Annotated in this window: 14 protein-coding genes and 1 tRNA gene; 4 read left to right on the top strand and 11 right to left on the bottom strand. The window is 60.0% G+C overall.

Going from position 1 to position 14920, the window contains the following annotated elements:
* The first annotated feature begins 50 nt into the window (after positions 1-50).
* Entirely contained in the window at positions 51-716 is a 666-nt protein-coding gene (locus OCA5_RS13980; protein WP_202943843.1) for a TenA family protein, read from the top strand.
* A gap of 3 nt (positions 717-719) precedes the next feature.
* On the opposite strand, the gene OCA5_RS13975 is transcribed toward OCA5_RS13980, so the two are convergent.
* The 8 genes from OCA5_RS13975 to OCA5_RS19315 all read right to left on the bottom strand — a co-directional run bounded on the left by OCA5_RS13975 (position 720) and on the right by OCA5_RS19315 (position 8455).
* Positions 720-1583, bottom strand: a complete 864-nt coding sequence (locus OCA5_RS13975) for a universal stress protein (protein WP_012562356.1) — start codon at positions 1581-1583, stop codon at positions 720-722.
* A 112-nt stretch (positions 1584-1695) separates the two neighbouring features.
* On the bottom strand, positions 1696-2058 hold the full coding sequence (mnhG, locus tag OCA5_RS13970) for a monovalent cation/H(+) antiporter subunit G (RefSeq protein ID WP_012562357.1): 363 nt from the start codon (positions 2056-2058) through the stop codon (positions 1696-1698).
* Positions 2055-2333, bottom strand: a complete 279-nt coding sequence (locus tag OCA5_RS13965) for a K+/H+ antiporter subunit F (RefSeq protein WP_012562358.1) — start codon at positions 2331-2333, stop codon at positions 2055-2057. The genes mnhG and OCA5_RS13965 overlap by 4 nt, the downstream gene beginning before the upstream one ends.
* Positions 2330-2815 carry a Na+/H+ antiporter subunit E gene (locus OCA5_RS13960; protein ID WP_012562359.1) on the bottom strand — a complete coding sequence of 162 codons (486 nt, stop codon included), beginning with the start codon at positions 2813-2815 and terminating at the stop codon, positions 2330-2332. Before OCA5_RS13960 ends, OCA5_RS13965 begins: the two co-directional genes overlap by 4 nt.
* A complete protein-coding gene (locus OCA5_RS13955) occupies positions 2812-4440 on the bottom strand; it encodes a monovalent cation/H+ antiporter subunit D (protein ID WP_012562360.1) in 1629 nt (542 codons plus the stop codon). The genes OCA5_RS13960 and OCA5_RS13955 overlap by 4 nt, the downstream gene beginning before the upstream one ends.
* Positions 4437-4781 (bottom strand): Na+/H+ antiporter subunit C, encoded by a 345-nt coding sequence (locus OCA5_RS13950; RefSeq protein ID WP_012562361.1) that lies wholly within the window; start codon positions 4779-4781, stop codon positions 4437-4439. Before OCA5_RS13950 ends, OCA5_RS13955 begins: the two co-directional genes overlap by 4 nt.
* A complete protein-coding gene (locus tag OCA5_RS13945; protein ID WP_012562362.1) occupies positions 4781-7711 on the bottom strand; it encodes a monovalent cation/H+ antiporter subunit A in 2931 nt (976 codons plus the stop codon). The genes OCA5_RS13950 and OCA5_RS13945 overlap by 1 nt, the downstream gene beginning before the upstream one ends.
* Positions 7712-8311: 600 nt before the next feature.
* The gene (locus tag OCA5_RS19315) at positions 8312-8455 is read right to left on the bottom strand and encodes a hypothetical protein (RefSeq protein ID WP_169304645.1); all 144 of its coding nucleotides are present in this window, start codon (positions 8453-8455) and stop codon (positions 8312-8314) included.
* A 949-nt stretch (positions 8456-9404) separates the two neighbouring features.
* Between OCA5_RS19315 and OCA5_RS13935 the strand changes: the two genes are divergently transcribed.
* The 3 genes from OCA5_RS13935 (at position 9405) to OCA5_RS13925 (ending at position 12511) form a co-directional block, all read left to right on the top strand.
* On the top strand, positions 9405-10394 hold the full coding sequence (locus OCA5_RS13935; RefSeq protein ID WP_012562364.1) for a Bug family tripartite tricarboxylate transporter substrate binding protein: 990 nt from the start codon (positions 9405-9407) through the stop codon (positions 10392-10394).
* Positions 10391-10888, top strand: coding sequence for a tripartite tricarboxylate transporter TctB family protein (locus OCA5_RS13930; protein WP_012562365.1), 498 nt, complete (start codon positions 10391-10393; stop codon positions 10886-10888). The genes OCA5_RS13935 and OCA5_RS13930 overlap by 4 nt, the downstream gene beginning before the upstream one ends.
* Before the next feature lie 123 nt (positions 10889-11011).
* Positions 11012-12511, top strand: coding sequence for a tripartite tricarboxylate transporter permease (locus OCA5_RS13925; protein WP_012562366.1), 1500 nt, complete (start codon positions 11012-11014; stop codon positions 12509-12511).
* A 59-nt stretch (positions 12512-12570) separates the two neighbouring features.
* Here the strand turns inward: OCA5_RS13925 and OCA5_RS13920 are convergent, their stop codons facing one another.
* The 3 genes from OCA5_RS13920 to OCA5_RS13910 form a co-directional block, all read right to left on the bottom strand.
* Positions 12571-13401, bottom strand: coding sequence for an LOG family protein (locus OCA5_RS13920; RefSeq protein ID WP_012562367.1), 831 nt, complete (start codon positions 13399-13401; stop codon positions 12571-12573).
* Between the two features lie 284 nt (positions 13402-13685).
* Positions 13686-13762, bottom strand: a tRNA-Met gene (locus OCA5_RS13915).
* 517 nt (positions 13763-14279) lie between these two features.
* Positions 14280-14918: a class I SAM-dependent methyltransferase gene (locus OCA5_RS13910; RefSeq protein WP_012562368.1), complete on the bottom strand. Its 639-nt coding sequence runs from the start codon at positions 14916-14918 to the stop codon at positions 14280-14282.
* Positions 14919-14920 lie beyond the last annotated feature (2 nt).

The raw sequence follows: 14920 nt of genomic DNA, 5'->3' as shown, positions 1-14920 counted from the left end.
TGACAGAGGTGCCGTTAAACAGATCGGGTAGCGGGGATTAGGGAATGACGATGGATGTCTTCGAGCGTTTGAAGACAGAGGCTGCCGCTGACTGGCAGAGCTATGTCGACCACGATTTCGTACGCCAGCTGGAGGCGGGCACGCTGCCGCAGGCCGCATTCCGGACCTATCTCGTGCAGGACTACCTGTTTTTGATCCAGTTTGCCCGTGCGTATGCGTTGGCGACCTACAAGAGCCGCACGCTGGCTGACATGAAGGCGGCGCAGGCGGGGCTTGCTGCCATCCTCGGTGAAATGGATCTGCATGTACGGCTATGCGGCCGCTGGGGGCTTTCACCGGCCAACATCGAGGCCGCGCCCGAACATCAGGCGACCGTCGCTTACACTCGCTTCGTGCTGGACTGTGGCGCCGCAGGCGATCTGCTCGATCTGCATGTCGCGCTCGCTCCCTGCGTGATCGGCTACGCCGAGATTGGCCGCAATCTGGCACCGAACGGAATCGACGCGCTCGGCAACCATCCCTATCGCGAATGGATCGGTGAATATGCGGGCGAGGCCTATCAGGAGCTTGCAGTCAGCGCACGTCGGCATCTCGACGATCTTGCCGCGCGAGCGATGACCGAGCGGCGCTTTGATGAGCTTGCCACGCTGTTCGGCAAGGCGTCGCGGCTCGAAGCGGACTTCTGGCAGATGGGTCTCGATGCGGCTGATCGGTGAGTGCTAGGATTCGCACTTGGCAGCGGGAACGACGAGGACATCGACGTTGAGCGATCGCAACGCGTCTTCTGTAACGCTTCCGATCAGCGCTTTGAGGATACTGGAGCGACTCTGTATGCCCATAATCACTAGGTCGGACTGAGTCTCCATCACCGCGCGGGAAATGGTTTCCATCGGGGCGCCTTCCTCGACGCGAAGCAGCCACCGTGCATGCTGCAGGTCGTTCGCGACGAGAAAGGCTGCCAGTTCATCGCTGGCTCGCTGACGCTCGCTCTCGACGTAGCTGTCGATGCTGGCCTGATCCAGGCCGGCGCCCAGCATTTTGCCCTTGGCCAAGGCTGTAAATGCGTGAAGAAGCATCGTGGCAGCACTGTCAGCTAAGCCGATTGATAGGGCCGTGCGGAGGGCATTCGCCGAGATATCTGACATATCGGTTGGCACAAGAACGCGTTCATACTTCCGTTGTGCTTCGCGATTGACCATCAGGACCGGGACTGTTCCCTTGCGGATTACGCGTTCAATCGTTGTTCCGGTAAAAACGTCGAGCAGGAGTTGCTTGCGATGGGCCCCCATGACAATGAGATCCGGATGAATATCAGCCGCCGCGCGAAGAATGCCATCGAACGGATCGCCCGCGATCACCATAGGGCGAGACTGTGTGCGGCGAACTTCCGGCATCGCGCTCATTTGTTCGAGCATGATCCGCTCGGCTTCCCGCTGCTCCATGCGAACCAGATCACCCGGCTGATCGTCATCGACGACATGAACCATGAACAAGGTCGCGCCGTCTTGCTGCGCCAGCAATGCCGCCTGCCTCAGCGCACGGTTGGACCGCGTTGAGAAATCCGTGGCTGCAAGAATCTTCATGCTGCATCCCTTCGTTTGCGCGCGAGCGTAATTCCGCATCCTCACTACAAATATAGTGATTAGCGATAAAAAGGGATGGGGCCAAAAATCGCGAGCGTTTCAGCGCGCCTGCTCAGCGTGAAAGCTGCTCACTTTCCGGGCTACTTGAAGCCGTTTCATTACTCTCCAACTCGTCGCGAAATACGGCTGCGCGGACCAAGACCATCAGCGTGATCGGTGTGGTGATGGTTACGAACGCTACGATAAGAAGCTCGTGAAAGGCAGGCCGGCTTGCGAGAGTTGAGAAATAAATCATCGATGACGTCGCTATAAACCCGGCGCCGAGTGTCGTTCCAAGCGTGGGAGCATGAACCTTTTCATAGAACTTCTTGAGTCGAAGTAGCCCCAGCGAGCCAATAAAAGTGAGTGCGGCGCCAATGATGAGGAACGCGGACGTGAAGATTGTCGCAATCGCTGGAATTTCGATCTCGTTCATTCGATGACCTCGCCACGAAGCAGGAATTTGGCGAGCGCAACGCTGCTCACGAAGCCGAGGAGAGCAATGATGAGGGCAACCTCGAAATAAAGGGTGGAGCCCGATTTGATACCGAACGTGAGAAGCATCAGCATCGAGTTCACATAAAGAGTGTCGAATCCCAGAACCCTGTCCTGCGCGCGCGGGCCGCGCAGAATGCGATACGCGGCAAACGTCATGGCGCCGCCTAGCAGGATCTGCGCAATCAGGATTGACCAGGGGAGAACTGCGCTCATGCGAATATCTCCATGAGTGGCCGCTCATAACGACTCTTGATGGTGCGAATCCATTCAGTCCTGTCGATCAGATCGAGGACATGGATGGTCAGGGTGCCGGTCGGCTCGTCGAACTTCACCCACAGCGTTCCGGGGGTTGAGGTGATAATGCACGCAAGGGCAGCGAGGCCGTAAGGGTCGCGAAGCTCCAAAGGGATTTCGACAAACCCCGGACTCCGCTCCCTTGAGCCGAAACCGAGAATAATTTTCGCAACTGCGATATTGGATTTCACGATATCCGTGAAAACCATCGTAGCCAGACGCAGAATCGTGAAAGGCCGCCGTAGACGGAGTTTCGGAAGCTCCAGCGCTGCGAATGCCCATCCGCCAACGAGTCCCACGCCCGCGCCGAGCAGAAATTGACCCAGTGATAGCGACTGGTTGATCAGCAGCCAGAACCCGAGGAGGCTTGCGCTCGCGATCGGATAAGGAAGGACCTTCATCGCTCAGCCCTCCGGAGCTCCGAAGGCGTGCTTGTCCTGCCGAGAACATTATTCACATAGTCGTGGGGCATATGCAGCGATTCCGCCGTCACCTGCATGAACCGCATGGTCGGCCCGGCCTGGATCGTGAGGGCGGCGCAGAGAAGGATGAGAACAACCACAGGCGCAATCTCGATCAGGCGCACGCGCGGGGCGGTGGCGTCCGGTGAGGCCCAGAACGTATTGATTCCAGCGCGGGTCGTGGCGATCAGCGTTGCGAAACCGGATACGATCAGGATGCCGAGGAATGCCCAACCGGCGACGGGGACAGCGCCAGCTTGCGAATTCAATGCAGCCGTCAGCAGCGCGAACTTCCCAATGAATCCCGACAGTGGCGGTAATCCGGAAATCACGAGAGCGCAGCAGATGAAAGTGCCCCCTATCAGGGCCATGCTGGCCGGGATCGCGATGCCGACTTCCTGCGTTTCTTCCGCATCCTCGAGTTCGGTTTCCTCGCCGTAAAGTTCTCGCGTGACGGCAAGAACGTCAGCGCCGGGCTCACGCCCCCGCTCGGCCAGTTCGATGAGAAGGAAGAAGGCGGCGAGGCCGAGCGTCGAACTCACCAGATAATAAAGGGCGCCGCTTGTCACGCCGATCTGCCCCATGCCGACGGCGGCCAAGATCGTACCCGAGGATATGAGGACTGAGTAAGAAGCGAGGCGCGCCATTTCCTGCGAGGCGAGCGTGCCGATCGTGCCGAAGGCAATCGTTGCCATTCCGCCGACAAGCAACAATTCTCCGCCGAAATGAGCCGATTCTCCGGCGTGATCCCCGAACAGGAGCAGCGAGAGCCGAAGAACGATATAGACACCCACCTTCGTCAGGATAGCAAACAGCGAGGCCACTGGCGCCGGTGCTGCTGCGTAGGTGCCGGGAAGCCAGAAGCACATCGGCCACATGCCTGCTTTTGTCAGGAAGGCGATGCCGAGCACCCCGGCGCCGGCTTCCAGCAGCGCGCGATCTTCGGCGCGGATAGTGGGAATCCGTGCTGCGAGATCGGCCATGTTGAGTGTGCCGGTGACGCTATAAATCAGGCTGACGCCGACCAGAAACAGCAGCGACGCCACCAGGTTGACGATAATGTAATGCATCCCCGCGGTAACGCGGGTCGATCCTGAGCCATGCAGCGCGAGGCCGTAAGAGGCTGCAAGCAGAACTTCGAAAAAGACGAAGAGATTGAAAAGGTCGCCGGTGAGAAAAGCCCCGTTGAGGCCCATCAACAGGAGCTGAAACAGCGGATGGAAATGGACGCCCACGCGATGCCAGCGTGCGAGCGCAAACACCAGGGTTGCCAAAGCGAGAATGCTGGTGAGCAACAGCATGGCGGCGGATAGCCGGTCGAATACCAGCACAATGGCGAACGGTGCAGGCCAGTTGCCGAGACGATACACACCGGAAATACCAAGCGGCGAGGCATCGGCTGCGCAGAGTAACGTGATCGCAATTGCGACCAGCGCGATAGTGGTGATGACGTTGAGCGAGGCGTTGAGGGTACGGCGGTCACCGCCAAGAGCCAGCATGATCGCGCCGGCGACCAGCGGCAACGCGATCGGTGCAATCATCAGGTGATGCGCGATGCTGTTCACTGGCTCGGTTCCCGTCCGTCGACGTGGTCAGTTCCCGTCAGGCCTCGTGACACCAGCAAGACGACGAGCAGCAGTGCGGTCGTTGCGAAGCTGATAACGATCGCGGTCAGGACAAGCGCCTGCGGCAAGGGGTCAGCGAACAATTCCGGATTGCCAGTCGTGCCGGCTTCCAGAATTGGCGCTGCGCCGGTCTTCAGCCGCCCCATGGCGATGATGAACAGATTGACCGCATAGGAGAGCAGCGACAGACCGATAATGACCTGAAACGTGCGCGGGCGGAAAATCAGCCAAACGCCAGAGCTGGTCAAAACGCCGATGCTGAGAGCGAGAATGATTTCCATCAGGGCATCTCGGCGTTGGGAGCGTCATCAGTGACACGCGCACGCGGCGCGCGGTGACTGCGCACGGACTGGTGCGCGATCGCGATCAGCATCAGCACGGTTGCACCGACGACGAGCGCAAATACGCCGAGGTCGAACAGCATTGCACTCGCCGCCGGGACCTTGCCGATCCAGGGAACGTCGACATAGGAGAAATACGAACTCAGGAACGGCAGATTGAACGGCAAGGCGGCCGCTCCGATGCCGCATGCCACGAGCAGGCCTATCCCCATCCATCGGATCGGCAGTACGCGCAGGCGCGCCTCCACCCAGACCGTGCCGTGAGCGATGTATTGCACGATGAAGGCCACCGCCATCGTAACACCGGCGACGAACCCGCCGCCCGGTGCATCGTGCCCGCGCAGAAGCAGATAAAGCGCGGCTGCGCCGATGATGGAGAATAGCGCGGCCATGATGAGCGCTGGAATAGCCATGGTGCTTTTGACCGTAGCACCGCGCTGGCGCGTTTCGCTGGCATCATCGAAGAGGTCTTGAGCGCGCTGCTGGTCAGGCACCGGAACGCTGTCGGCCGCGGGGCGGAAGCGCCGCAGCAGCGCGAACACGGTCAGCGCCACAATGCCGAGGACGGTGATTTCACCAAACGTATCGAACGCACGGAAATCCACCAGGATGACGTTCACGATATTGGTGCCGCCGCCTTTGGTGTAGGCGTTCTCGACGAAGTAGCCGGAGATCGTGTCCGGCGATGGTCTTGTCATGACCGTGTAGGCGAGTGTCGCCATGCCGACGCCTGCAGCCGCCGAAATGGAAAGGTCGCGCGCGCGATACCAGCGGATGACGGCTGGTGTCGTATCGGCGTCCTCCAGCTTTTGAACGCGCTTTGGCAACCAGCGCAATCCAAGCACGAGCAACACCGTCGTGACCGTCTCGACGACCAGTTGGGTGAGGGCGAGATCGGGCGCGGAAAGCCAGACGAAGCTGATGCAGGTTGCGAGCCCTGCGCCACCGACGAAAATAAGTGCAGCAAATCGATGGAATTTGGCCTGATAGGCCGCAGCCAGGGCGCAAGCGACGCCGACGGCCCAGATGATGGCAAATGCGATATCGAACGTCGTATGGACTGAACCGTCGTGGCCAATTCCGCGCGTGTAGATCGGTACCAATCCGGCGATCACCGCGACGAGGATCAGGATATGCAGTTGTGACTGCAGGCGCCGCGTTCCGAACAGGCGCTCCATCCGTCGCGCAAATCGCCATGACACTGCGATCAGGATGCGTTCGAAAATGCGCTGTCCTTTGATACGGCGGAGAAGCGGTGGCCCCTCATGAATGCACAGATATGGGCGCAATATCGCGTATGTCGCAGCACCGCCGGCGGTGGCCGCCAGACTCATCAGAAGTGCAGGCGTAAATCCGTGCCAGACTGCAAGGTTGTACTGCGGAGCATTCGAGCCAAGAACCGCCTGGACTGCAGTTGCCAGAAGCGGACCTATCGTGATCCCGGGGATGACACCGACCACAAGGCACGCCAGCACAAGCAATTCGGATGGCAGGCGCATCAGGAACGGCGGTTCGTGCGGCGTACGAGGCAATTTCTCCGGGGCAGGGCCGAAGAACACATCAAGGATGAACCGCAACGAATAGGCGACAGTGAACATGCTCGCGGCGGTGACGATGTAGGGCAGCGCCTGATCGATGAACGAGTTGTCGTGGACCTCGATGGTTTCGGCGAAGAACATTTCCTTTGACAGAAATCCGTTCAGCAACGGCACGCCTGCCATCGCCGCCGCGGCGACCATCGCCAAGGTCCCGGTGATTGGCATGTAACGCCAGAGACCACTGAGGCGGCGGATGTCGCGCGTTCCTGTTTCGTGGTCGATGACCCCGGCTGCCATGAACAACGATGCCTTGAAGGTCGCATGGTTCATGATGTGGAAGATGGCTGCCACCTGTCCGAGCGGCGTATCGAGCCCGGTGAGCAATGTGATCAGCCCGAGGTGGCTGATCGTCGAATAAGCTAGGACGCCCTTCAGATCTTGCTGAAACGCAGCAAAAAACGCGCCCAGAATGAAGGTGGCGAGCCCGGTCGACCCCACGAGCCAGAGCCATTCGTTCGTTCCGCCCATTGCGGGCCAGAGACGAACCAACAGGAACACGCCGGCCTTCACCATTGTTGCGGAATGGAGATAGGCCGAGACAGGGGTCGGTGCCGCCATCGCTTGCGGCAGCCAGAAGTGAAACGGAAACTGTGCACTCTTTGTAAAAGCGCCGATCAGGATAAGAATGAGCGCCGGGACATAAAGCGAATGTGAGCGGATCGCTGTGCCGGCTGCAAGCACGCGGTCGAGATCGTAGCTTCCGACGATGTGCCCGAGAATGAGAACACCGGCGAGCAGGCAAAGGCCGCCGGCTGAGGTGACGGTCAACGCCATGCGGGCTGAATCGCGGGCTTGCGCGGTTTGATACCAATAGCCGATCAGGAGGAATGAGAAGAGGCTGGTCAGTTCCCAGAAGAAAACCAACTGGATGAGGTTGCCCGAGAGCACGATCCCGAGCATTGCGCCCATGAATGCAAGCAGGAATGCGAAGAAGCGGGACACGGGGTCGGCCGGGGACATGTAGTACCGGGCGTACAACACGACCAGAAAGCCGATGCCGGTGATCAGCGCCGCAAAAATCCAGGCAAAGCCGTCAAGCCGCAGGCTGAAGCCCAGGCCGAGTTCTTGAACCCAGTCAGCCTTGTATTGGAGGACCCCGCCGCCGGTCACGCGAGGGTACATCGCAATGACCAGAGAGAAGGCGGTCAGGGCGATCAGTCCGGAAAGATACGATGCTGCGCTGCGCGCATTGACACGGAGCAGGGCAGCTAAACAGCTACCCGCGAACGGAAGAACAATAAGTGCAAGTAGGAGTCCTTCAGGAGATGTCACCAGCTATTTCCGGTCGATAGCTTTAACCTCTCCTTACATACCATGTGTCAGGGAGCGCGAGGATAAGCTTATTTCGTCAATAAAATCCGTGCTTTCGATAGAGACACAGAGCCAATCGACGAGCGAAATGCCGAGCGTGCACCGTACTCCTTGGAGGAAATCCGGATAGGTCACGGACACACATCAACGCACACCAGCGCTCCCGTGTCCATTCCAGATCAGGATCGAAAGATTTTAGCCCAGCCTGCATAGGCTACGGAAGGGCAGTAATGCCGCAGGGGCGGCTCAAAGTCAGCTTCCTGTGGATGAACGCAATAGGCTGGTGGCAAACCATGGATCGGAGTGCGGCGCTCCAGTCCGCTCGTCGGGAACATACCTACGCAGGAATTATTGACCGCTTGTCTGTTGTCCAAGTCGGGAGTGAGAGACATGGCCCAGTGCGAGACGTGTGGAAATGACTACGACAAAGCTTTCCAGGTCACGGTAGGCGGCAAGACCCATACCTACGACAGCTTTGAATGCGCGATCCATGCCTTGGCTCCAGTGTGCGAGCATTGACGCCGAAGAACTAATAGCGCTCGCGCAATAGAGCGACGGGTCTTAAGGTCGGTTGCGCCGCTCGAAAAAGTACCCTCCAGCTGCTCCTGCAGCAATGCCGACAGCAACACCAAGGCCGGTATTGTCGAGAATGGTGAGACCCATTGTCAGGCCAAGGGCAACGCCTACGGCGATTCCGATGACCATCGGCTTCTCTCGATATTGCGTGAAGAGTTGCGATTTTCGTCCGACGTTCCTCGCTCTGGCTGCATGGTTTTCTCCATCTTCGGGAGAAACCAGTGAAGACGGGTGTTCGTTCCAATCTCGGTGCGATGGGTGACAGGCTATCGAGGCACGGAATATTCCGTGCCTTCTTTGAGTGGGATCAGCATCGAGTCGAAGCCATTACTGCGGTCGCGCATGTAGGCGAGGTAGTCTTTGTAGTTACCTCGGAAGCCGCTCACATCGTCAGTTAACACCACGCCGGCAGATCAGAATAGCTCTTGATGACGGCAGGCGTCGCTCTTGGCCGCGCTCAGACAGAATGTCGGAAGCGGTAAATCCTATCGCCGCAAGACGCCTTGTATCGCGAGAATTATGGCGGTTGCTGTTGCTGCCAAGATTACGCCCATGAAACTGGCGGCGATAAAATCAGTCGGCCGGCCGGATTGTTGAGCCAATAAGGGCTCTATCAGTATGACGATGCCGAAAATCCCGACTTGCAAGGCTGTCCAAGGGAGTTTGTTCAGCACGCTTGGCGCCGATCGTCGAAGAGAGAGGTCATGGTCCGGGAGTCTTTAATGTGCGTCTTGCCGGTAGGTGTAGTGCCGGGCGCTTTTAAAGGCAACGGAATAGATGGAGCCGTTCGCCCATAGAGTGGCGCAGAGCAGCCTGTAGGGAGAGGCCATTGCCGGCCATCGCACCAGCACGCCGTGCCGCTGTCGCGGGGCGGGTATCCACTCGGCTTTGGCTCACCTCGTGCCGTAACGGCGTGTTGAAGCGAATAGCCAGTGCGGACAGAACAAGCCTTCTGGACAGCGGCGATTTTTCCGGCTGATATGGACGCGATATGTCGCGAGCGCGTGACCCTGAGTTGGCGCTGCGAGATGTTGATAGAGGGCCGCCAACGACGCGGTCGCGATAGGGAGGACGAGTTATGAAGTCTGATCGCAGCGCGACCCGTAGATATTTTCTCCTTGGTGCGGTGGGTACCGCCTGCCTGGGGACGTTGGCAATCTCAGCCCATGCACAGCAGCCGCTTGAGCTGAAGATTATGGCACCGGCCAATCCCGGTGGTGGCTGGGATCAGACCGCACGTTCGATGCAGCAGGCGTTGGTCGCCTCGGGTGTCGCACGCAGCGTACAGGTTACGAACGTGGGTGGCGCCGGCGGGTCGGTCGGTATCGCGCAGTTCGTCAACTCGGCGAAGGGTGACGGCAGCCAGTTGATGGTGAACGGGTTCGTTATGGTCGGCGCGCTGGCGATGAATAAGTCGCCGGTCACGCTCGATCAGGTGACGCCGATCGCGCGGCTCACCGATGAGTATCAGGTGATGGTCGTTCCGGCCAATTCGCCGATCAAGAATGTCAAGGATCTTGCGGATGCGCTGAAGGCCAACATAGCAAAGGTCACGTTTGCGGGTGGATCGGCAGGCGGCATTGATCATATCATGGCGGCGTTGCTCGCCGGGGCTGTCGGCGCAGACGCGACCAAGGTCAACTATGTGCCGTTTTCCGGCGGCGGCGAGTCGCTAGCCGCGATCCTCGGCGGCAAGGTAACGGCGGGCATCTCCGGCTATAGCGAGTACGAGGGCCAGATCAAATCCGGCAAGCTGCGCGCCATCGGTATCACGTCGAGCGAGCGGCGGCCCGGTGTCGATGTGCCGACCTTCAAGGAGCAGGGCGTCGATCTGGTTCTGGCCAACTGGCGTTCGGTTGTCGCCCCGCCCGGCATTACGCCCGAGCAGAAGAAAGTTTTGGCAGACGCCATCGATCGTCTTGTGAAGTCGCCGGCCTGGAAGGAAGTGCTGACCCAGAAGGGTTGGGACGACGCTTATCTCCCTGGTGATGCGTTCGCCGACTTCCTGAAGAAGGAGGCGGTTCGCGTGAATGAGGTTCTGAAGTCGATTGGCCTCGTAAAATCATGATGACAGACAGCGGCGCGCAGGAAACCGGACCCGCGCGACGCGGGGTGGATTGGGCAGGCGTTGCCATCGCCGCCGGGTTGGTAGTGCTTGCAATCGTGCTTGTCATCGATGCGATGCGCATTCAGGCGAACGTCACCTATGGCATGGGCCCCGAGGCCGTTCCGATCGTTATCGCTGTCTGTTTTGGAGTGCTCGCGATCGGCAATCTGGTCAATGCGCTTCGCGGCGATTTTCCCGAGCGCGAGCAGATGGATTTCCGTCCCGTTGGACTCGTCCTTATCGGCCTCGCGGCGATGATTGCGATCATCGGCTTTGATGGCGGATTCATTCCCGCAATGACCGTGCTGTTTGTGGCGACCTCCACCGCCTTTGGCCGACGCGCGATCCTCACGGATACCGTGATCGGGTTTGTCATCGGCACAGTCATTTACACCGCCTTCAGCCGTCTCCTCACTCTTAGCCTTCCCGCCGGTCCGCTTGAACGCCTGTTCTAGGAGCATGATTCCGAAAAGTGGAAACCGGTTTTCGGAAAGATCATGCTCAAACGAAATATAATGAAGGGTCTGATTCAGCGTCGTTGAGTCAGACCCTGAGTCAGTTAGCCAAGGATCGTTGGCATGGATACATTCGTCGCGCTGGCTCATGGCATGGCCGTCGCCCTGCAGCCGATGAATCTCCTGTTCGCGCTGATTGGCGTATTTCTTGGCACGGCGGTTGGCGTGTTGCCGGGTATCGGTCCAGCGCTCACGGTCGCGCTGCTGCTGCCGGTCACCTACAAGCTCGATCCGGGTGGCTCGCTGATCATGTTCGCCGGCATCTACTATGGCGGCATGTATGGCGGCTCGACCACGGCGATCCTGATCAATGCGCCGGGCGAAAGCGCCTCGATGGCAACGGCGCTCGAGGGCAACAAGATGGCCAAGGCCGGCCGCGGCGGCCCTGCGCTGGCGACGGCCGCGATCGGATCGTTTGTGGCAGGAACGCTGGCGACGATCGGCCTCGCATTCGTTGCTCCCTATCTGGTGGATATCGCGGTCAGGTTCGGGCCGGAGGATTACTTCGCCTTGATGGTGGTGGCGTTCGTCACTGTCTCCGCGACGTTCGGCGACTCGCCGGTGCGTGGGCTGACCAGTCTGTTCATCGGCCTGACGCTCGGTCTCGTCGGTATCGACAAGCTGACCGGGCAGCCACGGCTGTCGTTTGGTGTGCCGGAGCTGCTTGACGGCGTCGAGGTGACGACATTGGCGGTCGGTCTGTTTGCGGTCGGGGAAGCACTTTACGTTGTCTCACGGCGGCATCAGGTGGAAGAGAAGGTCGAAGCCGTACGAGGCTCGCTCTGGATGACCAAGGAAGACTGGAAGCGCTCGTGGAAGCCATGGCTGCGGGGCTTCGGTTTTGGTTTTCCCATCGGCGCGTTGCCGGCGGGTGGCGCCGAAATTCCGACGTTCCTGTCCTATTCCGCTGAGCGTCGCCTGACCAAACACCCTGAGGAGTTCGGCAAGGGCGCGATCGAAGGCGTCGCCGGGCCGGAAGCCGCGAACAACGCATCCGCTGCCGGCACGCTGGTGCCGCTGTTGACGCTCGGCCTGCCGACGTCGGCAACGGCGGCGATGATGCTGGCGGGCTTCCAGCAGTACGGATTGAATCCGGGACCGCTGTTGTTTGCGGAGCGGCCTGATCTGGTGTGGGGCCTGATCGCGAGCCTGTTCATCGCCAACATGATGCTGTTGGTGCTGAACCTGCCGCTGGTCGGCCTGTGGGTCCGGCTGCTGGCGATTCCACAGCCCTGGCTCTATGCCGGCATTCTCGTGTTCGCGACCATGGGCACGATTGCTGCGAAGCCTTCCGTGGTTGAACTGACCATGCTCTCCGTGTTCGGCGTGCTCGGTTTTCTGATGCGGCGGTATGATTTCCCGATAGCACCCGTGGTGGTGGGGCTCATCCTCGGTCCGCTCGCCGAGAGTCAATTGCGCCGAGCGCTGTCGATCAGTCTGGGCGATCCGATGACGCTAGTACAAAGTCCGATCTCGGCGACATTGCTGGGCATCGCGCTCATCGCGCTGGTTGCACCTTTCATCTTGAAGAACATGAGCCGCTTCAAGGCAGCCGAGGATTAGCGCGACCCAGCGGCGTTTTGTTTGAGGCGAGTCCGTCTGGTGAGAAATTTGGAGGCGATCTAGCCGATGGTATCGCCGCCGTTCCCGGGCGCGCGCAAGCCGCGCCGAACCAGAGAGGCCCAGCCTTCCTCGGCCGTTTCCGCAAATTCGAATAATTTGAGGTCAAGCGGAGAAATCATCCCTTCCTCAGCGAGCGCTTCGAAATTGACGATCTTGCGCCAGTAGCTCTCCCCAAACAGCACGATCGGCGCGTGAGGCGCCTTCTGCGTCTGCTGCAGGGTCAGCAATTCGAACAACTCATCCATCGTGCCGTATCCGCCGGGGAAGATTGCGAGGGCATTGGCGCGCATCGCCAGATGCATCTTGCGCATGGCGAAGTAGTGGAAGCGGAAGCTGAGCTCCGGCGTGATATAGGGGTTGGGCACCTGCTCGTGCGGCAGCGTGATGTTGAAGCCGATGCTCGGTGCGCCGATGTCGCTCGCGCCGCGGTTTGCAGCTTCCATGATGCCGGGGCCGCCGCCGGTGGCGATGACATTGTCGCGCCATCTGTGTCGGGGCGCGAAAGCACCTCCGCGCTCCGAGGCAATGCGGCCGAACTCGCGTGCGATGCTGTAAAATTCTGCGCGCTGCCGTAATTTTGCCGCCACGTCTTTCTCGGCATCGGTACGTGCTGCTTCGGCCGCAGCCGCAGCTTGCTCCGGAGAAGGAATACGAGCGCCTCCGAACACGATAATAGTTGAGCGTATGCCCCAATCGCGTAGCGCCAACTCGGCCTTGTTGTACTCAAGCGCAAAGCGGATCGCGCGCATCTCGTCGCGCAGCAGGAATTCGGTGTCCTCGACCGCGAGCAGCGTGCTCCGCGAACCGTTTCGAGATGTCGGCTGGTTCATTTCAATATCATCCGGTGCCGTGGGTTGATCCCGCTGAGGCGCCTGTAGCACAGGCATCCGGTGACGCACCACCGCGCCTGACAATAGTCCGCGGCTCTTAATGGCATTCGAAACAGTGGCTGGTTGAGCACGGCTGCTACGACGCGACTGTATCGGGTCTGAGACTAGAAGCGTCCCTCGCGACGGTAATGTCTCGCCGTAGCCGGAATCTTTGGCCCTAGAAACCTTAAGGCCTTACAAGATACTGAAATATCTGGAATTCTCGAGGAGGGAGGGATGCAAGGTGGTAGCGAGGGAGGGACTCGAACCCCCGACCCCAGGATTATGATTCCCGTGCTCTAACCAGCTGAGCTACCTCGCCAAATGTCCAGCTTCCCGGCAGGGCCAAGGGTCGCGCGAACGGCGGCATATAAGAAGTCAGCCAAATTGCTGTCAAGCACACGAAGCTATCTTTCGGCCAGAAGCCCGGATCATTTTGGCCGGACGTTCGGAGCGCCGCCCGGGCTTCCCGGAGGCGGAAGGACCGGCATCGAACTTGAGCCGCTATCTGGCGGTGGAGCGCGCATGGCGGGGTCCACATCCGTCGGTGGGCACAACACGCCATCCGACTGAGCAAGCGTGTCGCCAAGTGGTTTTCCCGCCTCATGTGGGGGGCGGGAAGGCTCGACGCTCTGTTTTCCGGGAGCCGTTTGGGTCGGCGCGCAGTTCGTCGCGCGATCGGGATTCGTCGCGGTCGGGGCCTGCGGCGTGGATGGCGCCGGCGCGGCCTGAGCAAGCGCCTGTGTAGCGGTTCCAGCCATCATGCAGGCAATTACAGTGGAAATGATCGATATCCGCATGCCCTTTGAACGAGGCGCGCGTGCGGATGTTCCTTTATCTCAGAGCTTGCGATAGCGGATCAGCGAGAAATGCCCCATCGGCGGCATTGGCCGCCGCTCGACTAATGTGACGCCACCATGGCGAGCGCACCAGTCGACGAGACGTTGCCAGGGAAACTCGGGTCGCCAGCCGAGACGTCGCGCAATCGGGGAGAAGGCCATTTCGAACAGTTTGCGGGGCCCGCCTTCCGCGCCGATGTGGTTGACGAGAATGAGTTCGCCGCCGGGCTTCAGCACGCGGACGAAATCATTGAGCGTCGCTTCCGGCTCGGGCACGGCGGTGACGACATATTGCGCCACCACGGCGTCGAAGGTCGCGTCGGCGAAAGCGAGATGCTTCGCGTCCATCACCGAGAGTGCTTCGACATTGGTGAGGTTCAGTGTTTGCGCGCGCTCGCGAGCCTTGCGCAGCATCGGCTCGGAGATATCGACGCCGCAGATGCGTGTGGTGCGCGAATAATCGGTGAGCGACAGGCCGGTGCCGATGCCGACGTCGAGAACACGCCCGCCGATTCCGTCGGCAACGGCGATTGTCGCCTTGCGCCCGGCGTCAAAAACCCGGCCAAAGACGAGGTCGTAAATCGGAGCCCATGCGGCATAAGCCTTCGCCACCCCGGCGCGATCGATATCGTTGCCCACGA

This window comes from Afipia carboxidovorans OM5 (assembly GCF_000218565.1).
Lineage (GTDB): Bacteria > Pseudomonadota > Alphaproteobacteria > Rhizobiales > Xanthobacteraceae > Afipia > Afipia carboxidovorans.
This window is presented reverse-complemented; position numbering and strand designations above follow the sequence as displayed.

Bases quoted from the DNA above. Each gene is read 5' to 3' on its own strand.
- OCA5_RS13980 (WP_202943843.1), top strand. From the start codon at position 51: ATGGATGTCTTCGAGCGTTTGAAGACAGAGGCTGCCGCTGACTGGCAG.
- OCA5_RS13975 (WP_012562356.1), bottom strand. From the start codon at position 1,583: ATGAAGATTCTTGCAGCCACGGATTTCTCAACGCGGTCCAACCGTGCG.
- mnhG (WP_012562357.1), bottom strand. From the start codon at position 2,058: ATGAACGAGATCGAAATTCCAGCGATTGCGACAATCTTCACGTCCGCG.
- OCA5_RS13965 (WP_012562358.1), bottom strand. From the start codon at position 2,333: ATGAGCGCAGTTCTCCCCTGGTCAATCCTGATTGCGCAGATCCTGCTA.
- OCA5_RS13960 (WP_012562359.1), bottom strand. From the start codon at position 2,815: ATGAAGGTCCTTCCTTATCCGATCGCGAGCGCAAGCCTCCTCGGGTTC.
- OCA5_RS13950 (WP_012562361.1), bottom strand. From the start codon at position 4,781: ATGGAAATCATTCTCGCTCTCAGCATCGGCGTTTTGACCAGCTCTGGC.
- OCA5_RS19315 (WP_169304645.1), bottom strand. From the start codon at position 8,455: ATGGTCATCGGAATCGCCGTAGGCGTTGCCCTTGGCCTGACAATGGGT.
- OCA5_RS13935 (WP_012562364.1), top strand. From the start codon at position 9,405: ATGAAGTCTGATCGCAGCGCGACCCGTAGATATTTTCTCCTTGGTGCG.
- OCA5_RS13930 (WP_012562365.1), top strand. From the start codon at position 10,391: ATGATGACAGACAGCGGCGCGCAGGAAACCGGACCCGCGCGACGCGGG.
- OCA5_RS13925 (WP_012562366.1), top strand. From the start codon at position 11,012: ATGGATACATTCGTCGCGCTGGCTCATGGCATGGCCGTCGCCCTGCAG.
- OCA5_RS13920 (WP_012562367.1), bottom strand. From the start codon at position 13,401: ATGAACCAGCCGACATCTCGAAACGGTTCGCGGAGCACGCTGCTCGCG.